The organism is Streptomyces canus 299MFChir4.1 (genome assembly GCF_000383615.1).
Taxonomy (GTDB): Bacteria; Actinomycetota; Actinomycetes; order Streptomycetales; family Streptomycetaceae; genus Streptomyces; species Streptomyces canus_C.
Window position 1 is genome coordinate 549,841 of record NZ_KB911585.1, and the last position, 15,545, is coordinate 565,385.

Annotated in this window: 14 protein-coding genes; 7 read left to right on the forward strand and 7 right to left on the reverse strand. The window is 70.5% G+C overall.

The annotated features are described in order from the left end of the window. Positions 1-93 precede the first annotated feature (93 nt). Positions 94-2,256 carry an ATP-binding SpoIIE family protein phosphatase gene (locus H293_RS0113365; protein WP_028807819.1) on the reverse strand — a complete coding sequence of 721 codons (2,163 nt, stop codon included), beginning with the start codon at positions 2,254-2,256 and terminating at the stop codon, positions 94-96. A gap of 577 nt (positions 2,257-2,833) precedes the next feature. Between H293_RS0113365 and H293_RS0113370 the strand changes: the two genes are divergently transcribed. Next, the gene (locus H293_RS0113370; RefSeq protein ID WP_028807820.1) at positions 2,834-3,178 is read left to right on the forward strand and encodes a hypothetical protein; all 345 of its coding nucleotides are present in this window, start codon (positions 2,834-2,836) and stop codon (positions 3,176-3,178) included. A gap of 399 nt (positions 3,179-3,577) precedes the next feature. On the opposite strand, the gene H293_RS0113380 is transcribed toward H293_RS0113370, so the two are convergent. Next, complete coding sequence (locus H293_RS0113380) at positions 3,578-4,006, reverse strand: secondary thiamine-phosphate synthase enzyme YjbQ (RefSeq protein ID WP_020118397.1); 429 nt, start codon at positions 4,004-4,006, stop codon at positions 3,578-3,580. Positions 4,007-4,128: 122 nt separating this feature from the next. Between H293_RS0113380 and H293_RS61635 the strand changes: the two genes are divergently transcribed. From H293_RS61635 to H293_RS0113400, 5 genes are all read left to right on the forward strand, one after another. Continuing rightward, on the forward strand, positions 4,129-4,212 hold the full coding sequence (locus H293_RS61635; RefSeq protein ID WP_352340592.1) for a putative leader peptide: 84 nt from the start codon (positions 4,129-4,131) through the stop codon (positions 4,210-4,212). A gap of 118 nt (positions 4,213-4,330) precedes the next feature. Continuing rightward, a complete protein-coding gene (locus H293_RS0113385; RefSeq protein ID WP_020118398.1) occupies positions 4,331-5,230 on the forward strand; it encodes an ABC transporter permease in 900 nt (299 codons plus the stop codon). Continuing rightward, positions 5,203-5,982 (forward strand): ABC transporter ATP-binding protein, encoded by a 780-nt coding sequence (locus tag H293_RS0113390; RefSeq protein WP_020118399.1) that lies wholly within the window; start codon positions 5,203-5,205, stop codon positions 5,980-5,982. The genes H293_RS0113385 and H293_RS0113390 overlap by 28 nt, the downstream gene beginning before the upstream one ends. A 46-nt stretch (positions 5,983-6,028) precedes the next feature. After that, positions 6,029-7,045: an ABC transporter substrate-binding protein gene (locus tag H293_RS0113395; protein ID WP_020118400.1), complete on the forward strand. Its 1,017-nt coding sequence runs from the start codon at positions 6,029-6,031 to the stop codon at positions 7,043-7,045. A gap of 39 nt (positions 7,046-7,084) precedes the next feature. Further along, positions 7,085-8,161 (forward strand): NAD(P)-binding domain-containing protein, encoded by a 1,077-nt coding sequence (locus H293_RS0113400; protein ID WP_020118401.1) that lies wholly within the window; start codon positions 7,085-7,087, stop codon positions 8,159-8,161. A gap of 9 nt (positions 8,162-8,170) precedes the next feature. Here H293_RS0113400 and mltG read toward each other — a convergent pair whose 3' ends face one another. Then, a complete protein-coding gene (gene mltG, locus H293_RS0113405) occupies positions 8,171-9,019 on the reverse strand; it encodes an endolytic transglycosylase MltG (protein WP_020118402.1) in 849 nt (282 codons plus the stop codon). 75 nt (positions 9,020-9,094) lie between these two features. Then, entirely contained in the window at positions 9,095-10,933 is a 1,839-nt protein-coding gene (locus H293_RS0113410) for an ABC transporter ATP-binding protein (protein WP_020118403.1), read from the reverse strand. 94 nt (positions 10,934-11,027) lie between these two features. Here H293_RS0113410 and H293_RS0113415 point away from each other — a divergent pair, with 94 nt between their 5' ends. Continuing rightward, positions 11,028-11,465, forward strand: a complete 438-nt coding sequence (locus tag H293_RS0113415) for a MarR family winged helix-turn-helix transcriptional regulator (protein WP_020118404.1) — start codon at positions 11,028-11,030, stop codon at positions 11,463-11,465. A 58-nt stretch (positions 11,466-11,523) separates the two neighbouring features. Here H293_RS0113415 and H293_RS0113420 read toward each other — a convergent pair whose 3' ends face one another. The 3 genes from H293_RS0113420 to H293_RS0113430 form a co-directional block, all read right to left on the reverse strand. After that, positions 11,524-12,882, reverse strand: coding sequence for a C4-dicarboxylate transporter DctA (locus H293_RS0113420; protein WP_020118405.1), 1,359 nt, complete (start codon positions 12,880-12,882; stop codon positions 11,524-11,526). A 169-nt stretch (positions 12,883-13,051) separates the two neighbouring features. After that, positions 13,052-14,716, reverse strand: coding sequence for a peptide-N4-asparagine amidase (locus H293_RS0113425; RefSeq protein WP_063746916.1), 1,665 nt, complete (start codon positions 14,714-14,716; stop codon positions 13,052-13,054). A 56-nt stretch (positions 14,717-14,772) separates the two neighbouring features. Then, positions 14,773-15,510: a L,D-transpeptidase family protein gene (locus H293_RS0113430; protein ID WP_051138090.1), complete on the reverse strand. Its 738-nt coding sequence runs from the start codon at positions 15,508-15,510 to the stop codon at positions 14,773-14,775. Positions 15,511-15,545: the final 35 nt, after the last annotated feature.

Genomic DNA, 15,545 nt, shown 5'->3' on the forward strand with positions numbered 1-15,545 from the left:
CGCCGTCACCACCCGGCCGAAGCCACGCCACCACCCGGCCGGAGCCTCGCCACCAGCCCGCTGACGCCTCATCACCGCCGAGCCGACACCCCGTCACCGCTCGACCGAAGCCCACACCACCTTCCCGGTGTCCGTCCACCGCACCCCCCACCGGGTGGTGAGCCCATGCACTACGTGCAGGCCACGGCCGGCGTCGTCGAGGAGCCCGCCCGGGCCCAGTCGCGGCCTGCCGTTGCCGGTGTCGCCCACCTCGCACAGCAGCCCGTGACCGGTCCTGATCAGCCGTACCGTGATGGGTCCGCCGGCGAAACGGACCGCGTTGGCGACCAGTTCGTCGACCACCAGCAGCACGCTGTCCCTGGTGTGCTCTCTGGTGCCCCACTGCCCCAGCAGCTCGGAGACCAGTGTGCGGGCCCGGGCGGCCGCGTCGCCGCGGGCGGGCAGACGCCACGTCGCGGTGTCCCCCTTGCGGTAGCCGATCATGCGGGCGATCAGCAGAGTCACGTCGTCGCGCCGACGCGCCGGCGCCACCGCCGAGACCACGCGCCGCGCGGCCGGCTCCAGGGCGTCCCACGGGTGCACCGAGGACACGGCCTCCGTCAGCCTGTCGATGCCTTCGTCGATCGACAGGGCCGGATCCTCCACCAGGCCGTCGGTGTAGAGGGCGAGCAGCGAGCCCGGGGGCGCACAGAACGCGTGCACGTCGTACGGCTCCCGCAGCGCGAACTCGGCGCCCAGCCCGGGGTGGGGGCGTATCGCCACCGGGCCGGCGGGGCCGTCCGGGGGTACCAGGACCGGGGGAAGGTGGCCGGCGCTGGCCACCGCCACGTGGTGGCTGACCGGGTCGTACACGGCGATGCAGCAGGTCGACCCGAGGGCGCTGTAACCGGCCGCCAGTCCGGACTCCGCGTCGTCCAGCAGCGACACGGTCTCGTCCAGGTGCTCCAGCACCTCGTCGGGCGCAAGCCCCGCTGACAGCAGCGCGCGGGCCTCCATGCTCAGCTGTCCCATGGTCGCCGCGGCGCCCAGCCCGTGCCCGACGACGTCTCCGACCACCAGCGCGGTACGGCCGTCCGGCAGCGGAAAGCTGTTCACCCAGTCGCCGCCGACGCCCGCACTGTCGGGGGTGGCGGGCTGGTAGACGCTGGCCGTCTGGATGGTGTCGCCGCCGGACCGGGGCAGCAGTCGGCGCTGCAAGGCCAGTACCTGTGTGTGCTCGCGCTGGTGCTGACGGGCCAGGTCCACGTGGTGGGAGGTCCTGGCCACCAATTCTTGCAGGTCGAACAGCTCGCTGTCCGCGAAGGGGCGGTCCGCCCGCCGCCAGACCTCCGCGACACCCAGGACGACGGGCGGCGTGCCGTCCAGGACCAGCGGTATGCACACCACGGCCACCGCCTGGTCGCCGGGCACCAGGGCACGTACCAGCCGAGGACTGCCGAGCACCCGTTCGATCGTTGCCCGGTCGGGTACGACGATGGCCTGCGCGGCATCGTCACGCCGTATGGCCTGCGACAGCAGCCGGCTCGCGTCGCCGGGAAGATCGTCGCCCGGGGTCACATAGCCGTCGGGCCACGCCCGGTCCGGCACCAGGGCCGCCCGCCGCAGCCGGAGGCGCCCCTGCGGCTGATCGGTGACCGCCTCACCCGTCCACACGGCGAAGTCGAGGTCAATGGCGGTCACGTCACCCCAGGCCAGCAGGGACTCGGCCAGCGACTGCGCGGTCTCGCCGATGTCCAACGAGGTGCCGATCGCTGTCTCGGCGGCGTACAGGTGCAGCCTCCTGGCCATGGCGATCAGGGAGACGGTCAGCCCCTCCTGAGGCGCCGCGGCGGCCAGGATGCTCATCGAAACCACCAGCTCCGAACCGTCGCCGCGGCGCAGGCGCTGGACCCTGGCGACGTGCGGCTCACGTGTCTCGAGGACCTGCCGCAGCCGCCGGGTGACCGTCGGTACGTCCGAGGGAGGCAGGAGATCGACGAAAGGGCTCCCGGCCACGGCCTCCACCCCCGCGAAGACCGGGGCGCCCAGATTGCAGCGGGTGATTCTCAGGTCCCGGTCCAGATTGACCGCGCCGAGGATTTGCTCCTGACCGGCGGGGGTCGGGTTTTCGGATACGGCTCGGCGGGCGGCATTGTCCCCCTGAGGGTCGGCGGAACCGGCGGCCGCTGCCGCTCCGTCGACTGGCATGTACTGACCCAAAGCGCTGCTGACCATGTCGAACGGTGACGCAGACGAGGGGGGTGGGGTGGAGCCCATACGACTCTCTCAGCTCGCTCGCCGACCCCGGCACCACGTCGGAGCCGTACCAGAACCCGGGCGACAGAGTCCCGGGATTCTTGACCGCAAACCTCATTCAATAACACCCGGGGCCGCTTCGCCTACACCAGCGGGCCCCACGGTGACGCGGTGGCAGCCGACGACCGGTGTTCCTTCGCAGTCGTTCCATGGTCGTCCCATGGTCGTCGCCGCTCTGTACCGGCACGCCGTCGAGGCCGAGTGGCACGGAGTCTGCGCACCCTCGGTGCGGGGCGGGCGGACGTCGAGTGACAGCGCGGCCCCTCGGCGGTGCGGGAGAAGAGCGGAACGCCTCAGGAGGGCGCCTGCGGCTGCCGCCCCGGACGCGAGTGCTGCGGCTTACCGCCCGTCCCGTTCGAGGTGTGCCCGGTGGCGAACCGCGTTGACACGGATGATCGCCGGACGTTGACTGAGAACACGGCGCAGGACCGTGAACAGCAGGGGCGACCGGGCTTCCGGCGGCCCTGAGCAGCCGTCGAGAAGGCGAAGGGCGACCTCGGACGGTGACCCCATCGCGACGGAAACGGTGCAGACGACGATGTACGACCAGACACGCGCTCAGCAGCCCGACGACCGGTCCTCGGGCTTCGGGGCGCACCGCGCCCAGGGTCCCGAACCGCTGATCCCGTCCGACGAGCGGGACAAGATCGTCCGGCACCTCGGGCACGCCGTCAACCACTTCCCGGACACCCCGCGCGAGGCGCTGGAGGAGGCCGAGGTCGCCTTCGACGCAGCGGCCGACGCGCTGGTGAGGGCCCTCGCGGAACGGCGGCGGGGCCTGCGCGAGGGCTGGCAGGATCAGGATGCCGAGGGGCAGTCCACCGAACTCCGGTTCGCGCTGCGGGAGTACCGGGAGATCACCGGGCGGCTGCTCCGCGTGTAAGCGGCCACGGGATCCGCACCCGCGACGGCCGTCACCTGCGCGCCCTCGCCGTGGGCGCGGGCTCGGGGCCGTCGGCGCGCAGCGGGCCGCGCCCGGGCTTCGCCGGGCCGGCGACCGGCCCGGATCCTTTAGATCGTCATAGTCGAGCGCCGTGGCCCGGCGGGAGCGAGGCGGCTGTTCGCGGCGATCTGGGCGAGGCGACGGTCGACGCGGGCACACAGATCGGCGAGTTGGGCCGAAGTGTCGAGAACGTCCATGCGTCCGTTGTCGTTGAGCTGCCAGACCGCCCCCGTTGAACCCACTGGTACCGGTTGGCCAGGCGAGCCGGTGGCGGCCGACGGGCCGGATCCGTCGGTGGCGGTCGCGGACAGTTCGTCCAAGTCCTGAAGGGCAACTGAACTAGGAGCCCGCAACAAAGGTGAAACGCACCTTTCGTTGCGGATTATCCCTATTCGTGTCCACCAGGCACACCGACTGCCAAGTCCCCAGCTCCAGCTGCCCGTTCACCACCGGCAGCGTGGCATGCGGGGGCACGATCGCCGGGAGGACGTGGTCGCGGCCGTGGCCGGGGCTGCCGTGCCGGTGCTGCCAGCGGTCGTCGGCGGGCAGGAGGGTGTGGAGGGCGGCCAGGAGGTCGTCGTCGCTGCCGGCACCCGTCTCGATGATCGCGACGCCCGCGGTGGCGTGCGGGACGAAGATGTTGAGGAGACCGTCGCGGCCCGCGGCGATCTCCCTCAGAAAGGCCTCGCAGTCGCCGGTGAGGTCGACGATCCGCTCCGACGAGCCGGAGGCGACGTTCAGGACTCGGGTGGTGAAAGCGTCTGACATGCCACCATCCTCACCCCTCGCGCCGGATTCACTCGTCATACATGACTCATCCAGCGATACGGCAGGTCCAGTCCGCGAGACACCGTTGACCGTGGACGCGCCGACTGGCTAGCTTCGGCGGCATGTTGCGTTCAGTCCTGCTCACCACGCGCGGTCACATCGACCTGCTGCGGGTGGCCTCCGCCGCGTGTCGCCGCGGCCGCTGACGCCCCTTCCTTCCTCCCCCCCCTCGCTCCGCTGACCGGCGCGCGCACTGATCCGTGCCGTCCCCGGTGGCGCCGAGGCGTGCCCTTCACCGGTCGCTCTCCCCCTCCGTGGAGCATCATGAGCATCAGCCATGCCCCGCCCGGCTCTCCCGCGCCCGACATTCCGGAAACGTCCCCGCAGGGCGCTGTCGAGCCCACCAGCCCCGCCCCCGCTCCCGACCTCGAACCCATCGTCCCCACCTCCTCCCGCCGCACCCGGGTCCCCCGCTGGCTGCGCCGCACCACCGGTCCGGTCCTGCTGCTGGCGTTGTGGCAACTCCTCAGCGGCACAGGGGTGTTGACCGCCGACGTCCTCGCCTCCCCCGGCCGCATCGCCCAGGTCGCGGGCGATCTGGTCGCCGACGGTTCGCTGACCTCGGCGATGACGACCTCGCTCCAGCGGGTCGCGGGCGGGCTGCTCCTCGGCACCCTCATCGGCACCGGGCTCGCCCTCGTCTCGGGCCTGTTCCGGGTGGGCGAGGACGTCGTGGACGCTCCGGTGCAGATGCTGCGGACCGTGCCGTTCGTCGGTCTGATCCCGCTGTTCATCATCTGGTTCGGCATCGGTGAGGCCCCGAAGATCGCCATCATCACACTCGGCGTGACCTTTCCGCTCTACCTCAACGTCTACGCGGGCATCCGCGGCGTGGACGCGCAGTTGATCGAGGCCGGCGAGTCCCTCGGTCTCTCACGGTGGGGTCTGGTGCGGCATGTCATCCTGCCGGGCGCCCTGCCCGGCGCCCTGACCGGTCTGCGCTACTCGCTCGGCATCGCCTGGCTCGCCCTCGTCTTCGCCGAGCAGGTCAACGCGGACTCCGGCATCGGCTTCCTGATGGTGCAGGCACGGGACTTCCTGCGGACCGACGTCATCGTGGTGTGCCTGATCGTCTACGCCTTCCTCGGCCTGCTGGCCGACTTCGTCGTCCGCTCTCTCGAAAGGCTGCTGCTGCAATGGCGACCGACGTTCACCGGCCGGTGAATCCCCAGGCGACCGAGGCATCCGGGGCCGAGGAGCCCCGCCTCACGCAGGCTGTGCGGGTCCAGGGCCTGACGCGCTCCTTCGACGGACGTGCCGTCATCGACGACCTGCAACTCGATGTCCGGCCGGGCGAGTTCGTGGCCCTGCTGGGCCGCAGCGGCTGCGGCAAGTCCACCCTGCTGCGCATTCTCGCCGGACTCGACCGGGACATCGAGGGCACCGTCCTGGTCCCCCGCCGCAAGGCGGTCGCCTTCCAGGCACCCCGGCTGATGCCGTGGAAGAAGGTGTGGCGCAACGTCCTGCTCGGCCTGCCCGGCAAGCCGGACCGCGCCATCGCCGACCGGGCCCTGGAGGAGGTCGGCCTGAGCCACCGTACCGATGCCTGGCCCAAGACCCTCTCCGGCGGCGAGGCCCAACGTGCCTCTCTGGCACGGGCGTTGGTGCGCGAGCCCGATCTCCTGCTGCTGGACGAGCCGTTCGGCGCCCTCGACGCGCTCACCCGGATCAAGGCCCAGCACCTGGTGGGCGAGTTGTGGCAGCGCCGCGGCTGCGCGGTGCTGCTGGTGACCCACGACGTCGAGGAGGCCGTCCTGCTCGCCGACCGGGTCCTCGTGATGGACGAGGGTGTCATCGCGCACGAGCAGGAGATCGACCTCGCCCGGCCGCGCGACATCACCGATCCCCGGTTCGCGGAGATCCGCGGGCAACTCCTGGAACGCCTGGGCGTCGACACCGCCGCCGAAGCCGCCTGAACTCCCCTACCCACACGCCAAGTTGCACAGAACGGATTCATTCCCCATGCGACGTCGCCTCGCCCCCGCCGCACTGCTCCTCCCCCTCGCCCTCCTGCTCACCGCCTGCGGCGGGAACGCTTCCGCCGGCACCGACACCGACGGCAAGGGCTCCCTCACGCTGAACGTCGGTGACCAGAAGGGTGGTTCGGAGGCGATCCTGCGCGCCGCCGGGGAGCTCGACAACCTCGACTACAAGATCAAGTGGTCGACCTTCAGCTCCGGCCCGCCGCTTCTGGAGGCCGTCAACGCCAAGGCCGTCGACATCGGCGGTGTCGGCAACACCCCGCCGGTGTTCGCGGCCGGCGCCGCCTCGAAGATCACGGTGGTGGCCGCCTGGCACGGTACGTCCAAGGGCGACGCCGTCCTCGTACCGAACGACTCCAAGCTGACCGATCCCGCGCAGCTCAAGGGCAAGTCCATCGCCGTGGCGCAGGGTTCCTCCGCCAACTACCAACTGGTCGCCTCCTTGAAGAAGGCCGGGCTGGGCCTCGCCGACGTGAAGGTCAAGTACCTCCAGCCGGCCGACGCGCTGGCCGCGTTCACCTCAGGCAAGGTCGACGCGTGGGCGGTGTGGGACCCGTACACCTCGCAGATCCTCCAGGCGAAGCAGGGCCGTGTGCTGCCGACCGGGGACGGTGTCACCAACGGTCTGACCTTCCAGGTGGCGGCACCGGGCGCATTGAAGGACAAGAAGAAGGCCGAGGCGATCAAGGACTACCTGGAGCGCCTCCGGCGCGCCTACAAGTGGGTCTACTCCCATGAGCCGGAGTGGGCGAAGGTCTGGGCCAAGGAGACGGGGCTGCCCGAGGACGTGGCGCTGGCCGCGGTGAAGCGGACGTACACCACCCGGGTCGCGGTGGCGGTGGACCGGCAGCTCATCGCGTCGGAGCAGGAGATCGCCGACACGTTCACCTCGCTGAAGCTGATCCCGAGGAAGGTGGACTTCGGGAACTTCGTGGACACGCGGTTCAACGGCGAGCTGCCCGCGTCGACCTCCGCATCCCGCCCCTCCGAGGACTGACACGGGAAGATCCACGGCCTCGCCACGGTTAGTAGAAACGTGAACGACATGCGCGAGGTCGAGGTCGTCGTCGTAGGCGCTGGTCAGGCAGGACTGTCCAGCGCCTACCACCTGCGCCGCACCGGATTCGAACCGGAACGTGACTTCGTGGTCCTTGACCACTCCCCCGCCCCCGGCGGCGCCTGGCAGTTCCGGTGGCCGTCGCTGACGTACGGCAAGGTCCACGGCATGCATGCGCTGCCGGGGATGGAGCTCAAGGGCGCCGACCCGCAGCGGCCGTCCTCGGAGGTGATCGCGGAGTACTTCACGGCGTACGAGCGGGCCTTCGACCTGCGCGTACGCCGTCCCGTCGAGGTCCGCGCGGTGCGCGAGGGCAGTGCCGGGAGGCTGCTCGTGGAGACCTCGGACGGGGACTGGTCGACACGGGCTCTGATCAACGCGACGGGCACCTGGGACCGGCCGTTCTGGCCGCGCTATCCCGGCCAGGAGACCTTCCGGGGGCGGCAGTTGCACACCGCACGGTACCCAGGGCCCGAGGCGTTCGCCGGGCTGCGGGTGGTCGTGGTGGGCGGGGGCGCCTCCGGCACCCAGCACCTCATGGAGCTCGCCCCGTACGCTGCCGCCACCACCTGGGTGACCCGGCGCGAACCCGTGTTCCGGGAGGGCCCCTTCACCGAGGACGTCGGCCGGGAGGCCGTGGCGCTCGTCGAGGAGCGGGTACGGCAGGGGCTGCCGCCGAAGAGCGTGGTGTCGGTGACCGGACTGCCGCTGAGCGACGCGGTCCGGCAGGCGATCGCGGACGGGGTCCTGGACCGGCGGCCCATGTTCGACCGGATCACGCCCGAGGGCGTGGAGTGGAACGACGGGCGGCACGTCGACGCCGACGTGATCCTGTGGGCGACCGGGTTCCGGGCCGCCATCGACCACCTGGCCCCGCTGAGGCTGCGCGAGCCGGGTGGCGGGATCCGGGTCGAGGGCACGCGCGCGGTCGCCGACCCCCGGGTCCATCTCGTCGGCTACGGCCCGTCGGCGAGCACCATCGGCGCCAACCGCGCGGGCCGTGCGGCCGTACGGGACATCAGACGGCTCCTGACGGCGGAACCCGTCGCCGCCTGACGCTCCGGCTCACCCCGTCCCGGATGGGTTCCGCTGGTTCTTGTTGAACTCGGCCACGTTGCGCCGGTGTTCCTCGAAGCTGTTCGTGAAGCGGGTGTCCCCCGGCTTCACCGTCACGAAGTACAGCCAGTCCCCGGCGGGCGGGTTGATCGCCGCGCGCATCGCGGCCTCACCCGGGTTGTCGATCGGGGTCGGCGGCAGGCCCATGCGCTGGTACGAGTTGTAGGGGCTGTCGATCTTGAGGTCGGCGCCGGTCGTCCGCAGGGTGGAGCGGTTCAGCGCGTAGTTGATGGTGGAGTCCATCTGCAACGGCATTCCGCGCTCCAGACGGTTGAAGACCACCCGGGCCACCTTCCCCATGTCGGCCTCGGTCGCCGCCTCGGCCTGGACGATGCTCGCGATGGTGACGGCCTGGTAGACGTTCATCGCGTTGCGCTGGGCGCCTGCCGCGACGGGGGCGCCGTTGAACTTCTTGTTCGCGGTGTCGACCATGAACGAGAGCAGCGCCTCGGGCGTCGTCCTCCTCCCGTGCCGCTCCAGCGGGTACGTCGCCGGGAAGAGGTAGCCCTCCGGGTTGCCCTCCGCGTCGGTGGGCAGCTTGAGGTGCGCCTTGGCCAGGGACTTCTTGGCGGTGCCCGGCGGCTGGGCGAGGGCCTTGTCGACGGCGTCGTAGATCTGCCCGGCCCGCCAGCCCTCCGGGATCACCAGGGTGGTCGGCTTCCGCTCCCCCTCGCCCCGCAGGCTGAGCAGCGGCACCGCCACGGCGGTGCCGGCCACGACGGCCCCGGTCGCGATGAGGACGAGTCGGCCCCGGCGCGTCAGTCGAATCGTGCTCCGTGGCGGAGTGTTCCTGTACATGCGGGCACGGTAACCCGCATATCGTCATAAACCAGTCATATCTTCGGCTTGTCGGTTTCGGTTCAGCCGGCCGGTTCAGCCGGTCGGTTCCAGTTGCGCGTCACCCTGGGCGGAGTCCAGTCGGGCGTCCCGTCGTACGAGCTCCGCGTACCGTCCCTCCTGCTCCAGCAGCTCCTCGTGCGTACCGCGCTCGGCCACCCGGCCCGAGTCGAGGACCACGATCTGGTCGGCGTTGCGGATGGTGGACAGGCGGTGGGCGATGGTGAGCGTGGTGCGGTTGGCCGAGAGCGCGTCGATGGCCTCCTGCACGGCGTGCTCGGTGCGGGTGTCCAGCGCGCTCGTCGCCTCGTCCAGGATGAGGACGGGCGGGTCTCGCAGGATGGTCCGCGCGATGGCCAGGCGCTGCTTCTCCCCACCGGAGAACCGGTGCCCTCGTTCACCTACGACCGTGTCGTACCCGTCGGGCAGCGAGGCGATGTGGTCGTGGATCTGGGCCGCCCGCGCCGCCTGTTCGATCTCCTCGTCGGACGCGTCCGGCTTGGCGAAGCGCAGGTTGTCGCCGACCGAGGCGTGGAAGAGGTACGTCTCCTGCGAGACGACCCCGATGCCCCGCGCGAGCGTGTCGAAGTCGAGGTCGCGAACGTCGACCCCGTCCAGGGTGACCCGGCCGCCCGTCACGTCGTAGAGCCGCGGCACGAGATAGCCCAGCGTGGACTTGCCGGCGCCGGTCGGTCCGACGACCGCGAGGCTGCTGCCCGCGGGGACGTCGATGTCGACGCCATCGAGGACGGGGCCCCGCTGGTCGCCGTCGCTGTCGTACCGGAACTCCACCTTCTCCAGACGCACCTCGCCCTTGACGCGGTCGAGGTGGACGGGGTTCTCCCGCTCGGTGATGTCGATCGGCAGGTCGAGGTACTCGAAGATGCGCTGGAAGAGCGCGAGGGAGGTCTGGATCTGCACGCCGGTCGACAGCAGGCTCACGGCCGGGCGGAACAGGCCCTGCTGGAGCGAGACGAAAGCGACGATGGTGCCGATGGAGATGTCCGGGCCGCCGGTCCGCAGGGCGAGACCCGCGGTCCAGTAGATGACGGCCGGCATCGCGGACATGACGATCCCGATGACGGCCATGCGCCAGCGGCCTGCCATGTTCGACCGCACTTCGAGGTCGACCAGGCCCTCGGACTCCTCGGCGAAGGACCGGGTCAGCGAGTCGGAGCGGCCCATGGTGCGGCCGAGCAGGATGCCGCTGACGGAGAGCGACTCGGTGACGGTCGCGGCCATGGCGGCCATCTGCTTCTGGCGCTGGGTGGTGATCTTCTTGCGTTCGTTGCCGACGCGGCGGCTGATCCACACGAACACCGGGAGCAGCAGCAGCGAGACGACGGTCAGCCGCCAGTCGAGGGCGATCATCGCGACGATCGTGGCGATGACGCTGGTCAGGTTGGAGACCAGGGAGGTGGCCGTCGAGGTGACGGTGGCCTGCATGCCGCCGATGTCGTTGGCGATGCGGGACTGCACCTCGCCGGTGCGGGTGCGGGTGAAGAAGGCGAGCGACATGCGCTGGAGGCGGCCGTAGACCGCGGTGCGCAGGTCGTGCATGACGCGCTGGCCGACCGTCGTGGAGATCAGGGTCTGCAGGACGCCGAAGATGCCGGTCAGGACGGCGCTGAGGATCATGCCCAGCGCGAGCAGGCTGAGCAGTCCGGTGCGGCCCTGGGGGATGGCCACGTCCAGCGTTTCCTTCAGCAGGAAGGGGGTGGCCACGGTGACGAGGGAGGCGGCGCCGACCAGCAGGCCGACTACGGCGAGCTTGGCGCGGTAGGGCTTGAAGAGACGGAGGATGCGGCGCACCTGACGGGGCTGGTCGGTCGAGGTGCCGGGCGCGGGGGTCCAGTCGATGTGATCGCGGGGCATGGTCTCCTACGGAAGGTGAGGTGAAGAGGACTGACGGAGCCTAGCTCATTGTTACCTATGCTCACAATGAATTAGTTCCTGATATTGTTCCCGCATGACCACGCCAGATTCCGACAGCCTGCTCGCCGAGCAGTTGCTCAGGCTCACGCGCCGGGTGCACCGCATCCAGAAGCGCCAGCTCCATGAGCGCGGTCTCGGCGTGACTCCGGCCCAGTCCCGGCTGCTGCGCACCCTCGCACACTGGGAGACACCGCCCCGCATGGCCGATCTGGCGGAGCGTCTCGAGGTGGTGCCGCGTGCGGTGACGAGCCTGGTCGACGGCCTGGAGGCCGGCGGCAAGGTCCGGCGCGTGCCCGATCCGGCCAACCGGCGGGTGATCCGCATCGAGCTCACCGAGGACGGCGTGAAGACGCTTCAGGAGCTGCGGGACGTGCGCAGGGCCGCCGCGAAGGAGATCCTCGCCCCCCTGTCGGGCGAACAGCGTGAGGTGCTCGGCCAGTTGCTGGACACCTTGGCGGACGGGCCGTGCTGAACGGGGTGTGGCCACCACTTCGGCGAAGTGGTGGCCACACCCCGTTCAGGGACCCGCGTCAGTGGACCTCGGAAACCGGCTCCCTGGGGGACTGTGCCGGTACGGGTTCGTCCTCCACGGTGGGCACGCTCTCGCCGCCCAGCACCTTCTTCGCCCGGTCGATGTCCAGCGCCCCTTCCCAGCGGGAGACCGCGAAGACCGCGACACAGTTGCCGAGCAGGTTCGTCACGACGCGCATCGAGTCCATGATGCGGTCCACGCCGAGGAGCAGGGCGACAGCGCCGGCCGGGATCGCACCCAGCGAGGAGGCCGTGGCGGACAGGGCGAGGAAGGCGGAGCCGGGGATGCCCGCCATGCCCTTGCTGGTCAGCATGAGCACCAGGACCACGGTGATCTGCTGGCCGAGGCTCAGGTCGACACCCACCGCCTGGGCGATGAACAGCGTGCCGATGGAGAGGTAGAGCGAGGCTCCGTCGAGGTTGAAGGAGTAGCCGGTGGGCAGCACCAGGCCCACGGCGTCGTCGCGGGCGCCGGCCTTGCGCAGCTTCTGCATCACGCGCGGCATGACGGACTCGGTGGACGCGGTGCCGAGCGCGAGCAGCATCTCCTCGCGGATGTAGCGCAGGAACTTCCAGAGACTGAGGCCGGTGACCGCCTTGAGCGCGACGGCGAGCAGTGCGATGAAGAGCGCGGCGGCCGCGTAGCACAGGATGATCAGCTTGGCGTAGGTCTCGATGACGCCGAGGCCGTACTGGCCGATCAGGACGGCCATCGCGCCGAACACCGCGATCGGCGCGAGGCGCATCACGAAGCCGACGACCGCGAAGATGATCTCCTGCGCCTGCTCGATGGCGGGCAGCACCTGCGGCACCTTGGTGTGACCGAGGTGGAGCAGCGCGGCGCCCACCAGGCAGGCCAGGATCAGCACCTGCAGCAGGGAGTTCTCGGCGAAGGCGCCGACGAAACTGGTGGGCAGCGCGTTGACGACGAACTCGGTCGTCGAGGGCAGGTGCCCGCCGCCCGTCTTGGCGTCGACCGCCGAGCTGTTGAGCGTGGCCGGGTCGATGTGCATGCCCGAGCCGGGCTGGACAAGGTTGGCGGCGAGCAGCCCGATGATCAGCGCGAGGGTGCTCGCCACCTCGAACCAGATCAGCGCCTTGAGCCCGATCCGGCCGAACGCCTTCAGGTCACCGGCCTTGGCGATGCCGACGACGACGACACAGAACACGAGCGGCGAGATGATCGTCTTGATGAGCCGGGTGAAGCCGTCGCCGAGCGGCTGGAGGTCCGAGGCGAAGCCCGGCCACAGCTTTCCGACGAGGATGCCGAGCACGAGCGCGACGGCGACCTGCGTGAAGAGAGAGGTACGCAGTATGTGTGCGACACGTCGCGGCAGGGACGGGACGGACGGTGGCACGGGCACTCCTTGAGCGGTGGGGGGAACGCAGAAGCCCGGGGAATACTTCTGCGATACGGAAACCCGCTTCCGTGGCGATCACTCTGGAGGGACCGTTGATCACGCGAGAAACCGTCGCGTTTCGGCCGCGTAAATCAGTCGCCGTGTGACGCATCGCACACAACTTCCGTCAGCAGCCGTCGCGTTCCCGGATCAGCACCCCCTGGGCGGTGCCTACGGACCGGTCGTAGCAGCCGCCCGAGCCGATGATCCGGTAGCGCTCGCTCGTCGTACCGACCGCGTGCCGCTGGTCGCGCGGGACGTTGATCGTGTACGTGGCGTCGCCCGCGTAGGTGTCGTCGAGCCGGTACCACCCCGCGCGACGCCCCGCCCGGACCATCGTGACGTCGGCGCGGTCACCGAGGGTCAGCACGGTGCGCAGCCGGTCGCCCGCGCCGATGGTGGTCGTGCCGTCCATCGTGTACGTGCGGTGGGTGCGGGTGGTCCGGGCCGGGCCGCGGCCGTCGACGGTGACCGACTCGTCATCCGTCCAGGTCGCCTTGAGCGTGTCGGGGTTCTCGCCATCGGCCCAGCGGTGCGTGGAGGTGTTCGCCAGCGAGCGTCGGACGGTGGTGGTGACGCGGCCGTGCGAGGTGTCGACGTATCCGGCGACGGTGAGCCGGTGGTCACCCTCGGTGTCCACGCGGTGTTCCGAACCGGGCGTGTACGTCGAGGAGTCGGCGAGGTCACCGCTCGTCTGTGTGGTGAGCTTCCCGGTGACGTGCGCACGCTTGGCGTCCTGCCAGACGAGGACGTTCACGGGGGTGCTCCAGCCGGGCTGCCCCTCGGGGACGCCGACGACCGCGACCTCCACGCGGTGCGCCCGGCCGTCGTTGAGAAGGCCGGCGAAGGGGGTCAGGTCGTATTCGATCGGCTTGATGTCGAGGGCGCGGGGGCCCGGGACGACGTACCAGAGAAAGGGATTGGACCAGCCACCGGTCCACACGGTCGGGAACGGCGCGGCGATGCCGGCGAGTTGGCCGTCGACCTTGATCTGCACCTCGCGGTAGGGGCCGTTGTCGGCCTGGCAGGAGTACGGCGCGTTCGACGGCACCGTCAGGTACCAGTACTCCTCGCAACCGCCGCCCGAGCCGGTGGCGTACACCTCGGCGACGACGCGTTCGCTGTTGCGCGGGGTGGTGAGGGCGTTGTCGTGGAGCGTCAGCACACGGTCCGGCACCGGGGCGCCGCGCCCCTCGTAGAACGTGAGCGTGACCTTCACGTCGATGATCCCGGTGTACGTGTCGTCGACGACGTTTCCGATGAGCATCTCGACGTCATGGCGGGCGCGGAAGGTGTCACTGTAGCGCGTGACGTCCTTCTCGACGGACCACTCGATGCCGTCGGGCGAGGGCTCGGGTGTGGAGGTCCGGAAGATCTCGACCCCGCCGAGGTGCAGATATCCGAGCCGGTCGAACTGCCGGCCCTTGACCTTGCCGTCCATGCGCAGCACGACCTTGCTCCAGCGGTCGCCGCAGCCCTCGGGCGGAGTATAGGTGCCGGTGTACGGGGTGAAGTCGCGGAACCGCGCTTCGGCGAGCGTGACCTGGCACCACTTGCCCGAGGGTCTGGTGACGGGCGGGGCCGCGGTGACGGGGTCGTGCCAGTCGCTGCCGAACTCGGCGGGGACCTCGGCCGATGGGGCCGGCGCGGACTGCGCCTGGGCGGACTGCGCCTGGGCGGGCTGGGCCTGAGCGGGCTGGGCCTGAGCGGGCTGGGCGGGTGCGGCTCCGAGCAGGGTGCCCGCCAGGAGGGTCGCTCCTGCGAGCATGGACATGACAATCCGTCTCTTCATGGCCGTGTTCTACGGCGAGTTGGCCGTCTCCCGCAATGACGCCTCCCCCATAAGCCTCAGGCCTTCAGGTCCGCCCTGTCCCCCATCACCACCACGGGATGCCGGTCCGGATCGAGCGTGCGCAGCAGATACCGCATCGCCGGCCTGGACACGCTGACACAGGCCGACGTACCGCTGCCGTGGTCCATGTGCAGCCAGATGCCACCGCCCTCGGAGTAACCCCGGGGTCGGGTCTGGTTGTTCGGCGAGGTGCCCTCGATCCGGTTGTAGTCGATCGCGATGACGTAGTCGAAGTCGTGCCAATAGGACCTGGGCCACCAGCGCGGGGCCGCCATGGCGGCGGACCTCGTGTACGGCAGCCGGGCTCCGGGGTCCGGGAGCACACCGCCCGCGTCGCTCAGCGTGAACACGCCGACGGGGCTGCGCCGGTCGCCCTCGCGGTGATCGGTGGTCCAGCCCTTCTTGCCGTTGTGCGCGGGCCAGTCGCGGACCCGTTCCCAGCCGGAACCGTGCTGGGTGTAGAGCACGACGGTGGCGTCCGGGGAGTCCTTGCCGTCGCCGTAGACCGCGAGGACCTGGCGGGAGGCCGCGGGGATACGGCGCTGGAGGCGGTCGCCCACATCGGGGATACGGGTCGGTCGGTCCGCCGGTTTGTCGGCGGACCGGCCCTCGGCCCCGGTGTGGAGGCCGCCCGGGTGGGCCGGTCCCGGCCCGCCACAGCCCCCCAGGGGGATCAGCAGTGCTCCCAGGACCGTCGTCGTGACCACGGCACGCCGTGCTCCTGCGCCTCGCATCGCTCCATGGTCGCACCGCGGTCCGGCGAAGGCAG